This window comes from Okeania sp. (assembly GCF_983059655.1).
Genome location: NZ_CEZPJD010000653.1, coordinates 1 through 4,605, shown reverse-complemented (window position 1 = coordinate 4,605; position 4,605 = coordinate 1). Strand labels below are relative to the sequence as shown.

General features: G+C 37.0%; 6 protein-coding genes. 4 read left to right on the top strand and 2 right to left on the bottom strand.

From position 1 onward, the window contains the following. Nucleotides 1–101 precede the first annotated feature (101 nt). Nucleotides 102–785: an ImmA/IrrE family metallo-endopeptidase gene (locus AC3DU7_RS26035; RefSeq protein ID WP_488042183.1), complete on the bottom strand. Its 684-nt coding sequence runs from the start codon at nt 783–785 to the stop codon at nt 102–104. 3 nt (nt 786–788) lie between these two features. Then, on the bottom strand, nt 789–1,127 hold the full coding sequence (locus tag AC3DU7_RS26030; RefSeq protein ID WP_488042182.1) for a helix-turn-helix domain-containing protein: 339 nt from the start codon (nt 1,125–1,127) through the stop codon (nt 789–791). A gap of 246 nt (nt 1,128–1,373) precedes the next feature. On the opposite strand from AC3DU7_RS26030, the gene AC3DU7_RS26025 reads away from it, so the two are divergent. The 4 genes from AC3DU7_RS26025 to AC3DU7_RS26010 all read left to right on the top strand — a co-directional run bounded on the left by AC3DU7_RS26025 (nt 1,374) and on the right by AC3DU7_RS26010 (nt 4,591). Next, nucleotides 1,374–1,640: a hypothetical protein gene (locus AC3DU7_RS26025; protein ID WP_488042181.1), complete on the top strand. Its 267-nt coding sequence runs from the start codon at nt 1,374–1,376 to the stop codon at nt 1,638–1,640. 336 nt (nt 1,641–1,976) lie between these two features. After that, nucleotides 1,977–2,687 (top strand): hypothetical protein, encoded by a 711-nt coding sequence (locus tag AC3DU7_RS26020; protein WP_488042180.1) that lies wholly within the window; start codon nt 1,977–1,979, stop codon nt 2,685–2,687. Nucleotides 2,688–2,916: 229 nt separating this feature from the next. Continuing rightward, entirely contained in the window at nt 2,917–3,306 is a 390-nt protein-coding gene (locus AC3DU7_RS26015) for a hypothetical protein (RefSeq protein ID WP_488042179.1), read from the top strand. 289 nt (nt 3,307–3,595) lie between these two features. After that, nucleotides 3,596–4,591: a hypothetical protein gene (locus AC3DU7_RS26010; RefSeq protein ID WP_488042178.1), complete on the top strand. Its 996-nt coding sequence runs from the start codon at nt 3,596–3,598 to the stop codon at nt 4,589–4,591. Nucleotides 4,592–4,605 lie beyond the last annotated feature (14 nt).

The following is a 4,605-nucleotide window of genomic DNA, read 5'->3' as shown; positions in this document are numbered from 1 at the left end:
GCATTCCCTCACAGGAGTCGGCGTTCCGCAAGCGAGCTGTCGGCGGCGCGGGGTCTGACCGCTATTGCCTACTGCCAAATGAGCTGCGCACAGCGCTATATTTATCCAAACAGTTGTGTTTGTCCTTGAATTTCTTCAGATCCCCGATGAATTGTTCGACTACCTTTAGGAATGTAAATCCAGCCAAACTCTTGCAGGCGGTAAGTTAAATTAGAAATGCTGACGCCTAACTCATCCTTAATTTTATAAAGATTTGACCACTTAGTTAAATCTTTACCTTGTCTTTTCTCCTCAAGGATCGATTTTGGCATCAATAAACAGCCTGCAAAATATTGAGCTTGCCATTCAATAGAATCAATTTTGCTGCCACTTGCACCCCGACAAACAAAAGGTTGTTCTGACTGATTTGGCGTTCCATAATCACCTAGATCGAGTTCTAACTGTTTCGCAACTCCATCTGCTTCATCCTGATTAATATGCAGCACCCAATGACCAATTTCATGGGCAAGTGTTGATTCTTGAAAGCCTTGGGGCTTGTCTAAAATCTTTTCGTTGAGTTCAATCAGTCGTTCGGTTGGTAAAATTCGGGCAGCGATCGCTCCCCCTTCGTCAGGAGGAATTTCATCCCAAACTACTCCCAAGTCTAAAAAATCAGCAACTAAAGAAGCTTCAAAAGGCCACCTGGGAGCAAAATTTGTGGTTTTATGCATTCGCCTGAGAATATCATTTGCCCTATGCTCAATCGACTCCTTGCGATAAAAGCAATACGGTTTAAGGATACTCACGGTTCATTCTCCCTCTGTTGCAGCTTGAGATATTGTTTGAGCGAATTCAGGATTTTCTTGCATTCGTCGGAACAATGCTAGCATCTCTTTTGGATTTTGCTTGAGAATCTCCTCATACTGTTGAGGAATTCTGCCAGCGAGGAAAATTAATTCCTCTTCATCTAAATCGAGATTCCTAGCTAATCCACGAATCACTTCTTCTTTTGGTGCATAGTCGGCGCGATCGTTCTCTAGCTTGGACAAATATGTAAAGTCCACTCCTAAGAATTTGGCCAACTCTCGTTGGGAATATCCTTTGTCTTTACGGGCCTTTCTAATTAACTTTCCAAAACTTTTTTCCACGGCTTTTACCTCCTAATAAGTATTTTAAGCAACTTTGACGAAAATTTCAACTATACTCTTGACGATAAAATCAACTAGCGCTACAATAGATTTAGTTGAAAAAAAAATCAACACATGAGACACTACTAGTAAGGTTGAAATTTAAGTCAATTAAATTACGACCCTATATATGGAGTCATACTCAAGTTGGTTAATTGTGAATTTATGAGAATCTCAACAAGTACCGCTCACCTGGAGGATAGCATTATGCTGAGAACCTGGACAGATACACACTACAAATTGGAAGACGAAGACTGGCTGTATATTGCCACCCATGAAGAACAGAATTCAGCTTCTCTTGTTTGCCCAGGGTATGCAAGAGACGGGGAAGGCTTCAGTATTCACTTTACTCCTGCTCACATAGAAATGTTAGAGCATTTGTTGGGAGCATTGCGAATTATTAAAGCGCAGCAGGAAGCAACTACAGATTACAAATATCCACAACCAGCAAAGGCTACACATCTTATTAATTAGGGTCTGCTGAGTCTTTTTCAGGAGTAGGGGAGTGGGGGAGCAGGGGAGCGGGGGAGTAGGGGAGTGGGAGAGTAGGGGAGCAGAGAGTAGTTAGGAGAAACGAGGAATTAATTAGGAGATAGTCGAATATATTTGTCAGAGTGATTTTTCTGCTATTCTTCCTGCCTTTTATGCTAAGTTTTTGAGGGTTTTAAACGTGATACAGGCACTTTTTTCGCTCCTTCAACTTACTACTTAATTCATGCATGGGTTTTAGGAGTTAAATAATTTTTTTTCTTCTATAACTCCCTACTTTCTTCAAGGCAGGAAAAAAATAAAATTCAAGGAAATAGAAAGATGTCTAATTCTAATGTTAAAGCAAAAATTTATGTGTTTGGAGCTAAACCGAAACAAGCTTTATTAGTACCAGAAATTCCTATTGCAGTTCGTAACAATTGTCAGTCAGGACAATGGGTGATTGGAGACACAGATTATGGTTCTAAAGTCTCAATGACAATCATCAAATTCAGCAAATTTTTCGGCAATTTAGGTCAAACAATTAATACATTATGGGGTCAAATATGGTTTATTGCTGAGTCAGGGGAATTACCTCAAGGTGTGTTAATGGTGACATATATTAAAGGTCGTTCTTTGAATGATTTTAATCGTTTGATTGCTTCAGTTCAAAGTCAAGGAATAGAGCCAGCAACAGGAATTTTTCTCCCTGAATTTGTCAAGCATAGCGGTCAAAAACCAGATGAAAATGGTGTAGTAAAACCTATCAATTATTACAGCTTAAAATGGCGTTGGCAAGAACGCACAGATTGGTCGATTATTCAGCAGGTAGCAGCGGTGCTTTCTGACGAAAATAATCTATCAAGAATGATTGACTTAGAAGGAACTAGAAAGATGGTTTGCTTAGATAATTTATCTGCTGAAGAAACTGCTAGTTTGATGTTAGCTCATACTAATAGCGATCGAAACTCTTCTTTGTTGAGTGTAAATGTTAGTGATGATAAAGCGTTACCACAGGGAAATGAGTCTTTAACTGCTGCATTATCTTCTTGAAGAAGGAGTCAGGAGACAGAATCAATGTTCGTGGGGATAGTCTCCGACATGCTACTTCGTGTCTACAAAACCTAAACTAATTGTGGACACCGTGCAGACAGTAAGAATTTATACCTTCCAGCCAAAGGCTGTTGATGAATATTTTGCGTCTCTATTGACAGCTTTTAGCTTGGAAGTTTTTGTAGTTTTATGCAAATAAAAAAAATCGAGAAAACTTTAAGAGGTACAAATGAATAAAATTGCTAAATTCAGGATTTATCAGAGTGCCAAAACACCAAAAAAACAGCAATGGGAAAATAGTTTACGAGGAAAATTAGAAGTTAAACATCAAATTAGAACTGATACTATTAATGACCTAGAAAACTTTAGTCAAGATTTACAACATATTAGTTTAGTTGTTGAATCTATTCAAAATAACTACCAGGCATTATTAACAGAAAATAGTCGCTTAAAATCTACTCTTTTAGAGTTAGTAGATGACTGCTACTGCTGGAAAGGAAATCGCTGTGAAAAATGCCAGAAAATTCTTAAGTCATTAGCGCCAGAAACTACTAAGAAAAAATTAAATACTGCCCAAGAATATGAAGATATTTTGAAGCAACTTCGGAAACTGGGTTAAACAATTAATAATGAATAATTAATAATTAATAATTACTCATTACTTCTCTTTGAAAAGAAGAGGATTGACTAAGAATGAAAATTTTTTCTTGTTTATCCTTTAAAGGAGAGGCTTTAAACCTCAATTATTCGGTTAGTTGTCACTATATCACATTAAAAAGCGTTTCCTGACGGAATTTTCCGCAAACAGCATTTAAACAGTTAGCATTTCCTAAGTTTATGCTCCGCAAACAGCGAGTGATTTATGGAGATGAAAGCTAGTAAAATCATCAACATTAGGGAGAAAAAAAATGACACAAACTGCATCAGAAAGTAGCAAATTTAGAGTGATGAAATCATTTGAAGAAATTTTAGCTACTAGGAAAAGTCTTGCATCAAAAGTAGCAACTAAGGAGGAAGAAGCAGAGAAGGAAAAAGGGAAACAAATCCTAGAAACTGCTGCTACTTATACCACAGATAGTATTGTTAAAGGTTTGGCCGATCTGCAATTATATTTTGGTAGTATTGTTAATCAGTTATTAGACAATTTGCATCAAGAATCTACTAAACTTGAGGAGTTAAAGTTTGCTATTGAAATTGAAAATCAACATTTACAAGAGTTACAAAAAATTCGTGTTGTTGCTGATGCACTGCATATTTTAACTCAAGAACATCAAGAAAAGTTAGGATTTCTAGAGCAGAATTTTAGCGAACATCAAGAACATATCGCAAAGGATATGACGACTAAGCGAAAAGCTTGGCAAAAGGAACAACAAGAGTATGAAATAACAATTGAAGAAGAAAATCAATTGTTAATTAAACAACGAGAAAATGAAGCTGCTGACTATCAATATGAATTGGAATACCAGCGTAAAATTGAAATGGATGAATATGAAGAAATGAAGCGGAATTTGGAACGAGAATTACAGGAGTTAAATCAAGAGAAGGAAAAACAATGGCAGGAAAGAGAAAGTTATTTGGCAGAAAATCAAGCTGAATTTGAAGAAAACAGACAGAAAGTTGAAGGTTTTGAAGAAGAGTTGAAACAGGCTTATGTTAAAGCTAAAGATGACGCAATTAAAGAAGCAACCCGACAGGCAAAAGTTAAAGAAGATTTATTTGCAAAAGAATGGGAAGGAATGAAAAATGGTTATGAATTAAAGGTTGAATCTTTAGAAGAAACTATTCAGCGACAAACTGAACAAATTAATGATATTTCTACTCAGTTACAAGCAGCAATGCAGCAAGCACAAGATTTAGCGATGAGAGCTTTTGCTAGTTCTAATAACGGCGCTCAAGCTAAGTAGGGGAGCAGGGGAGT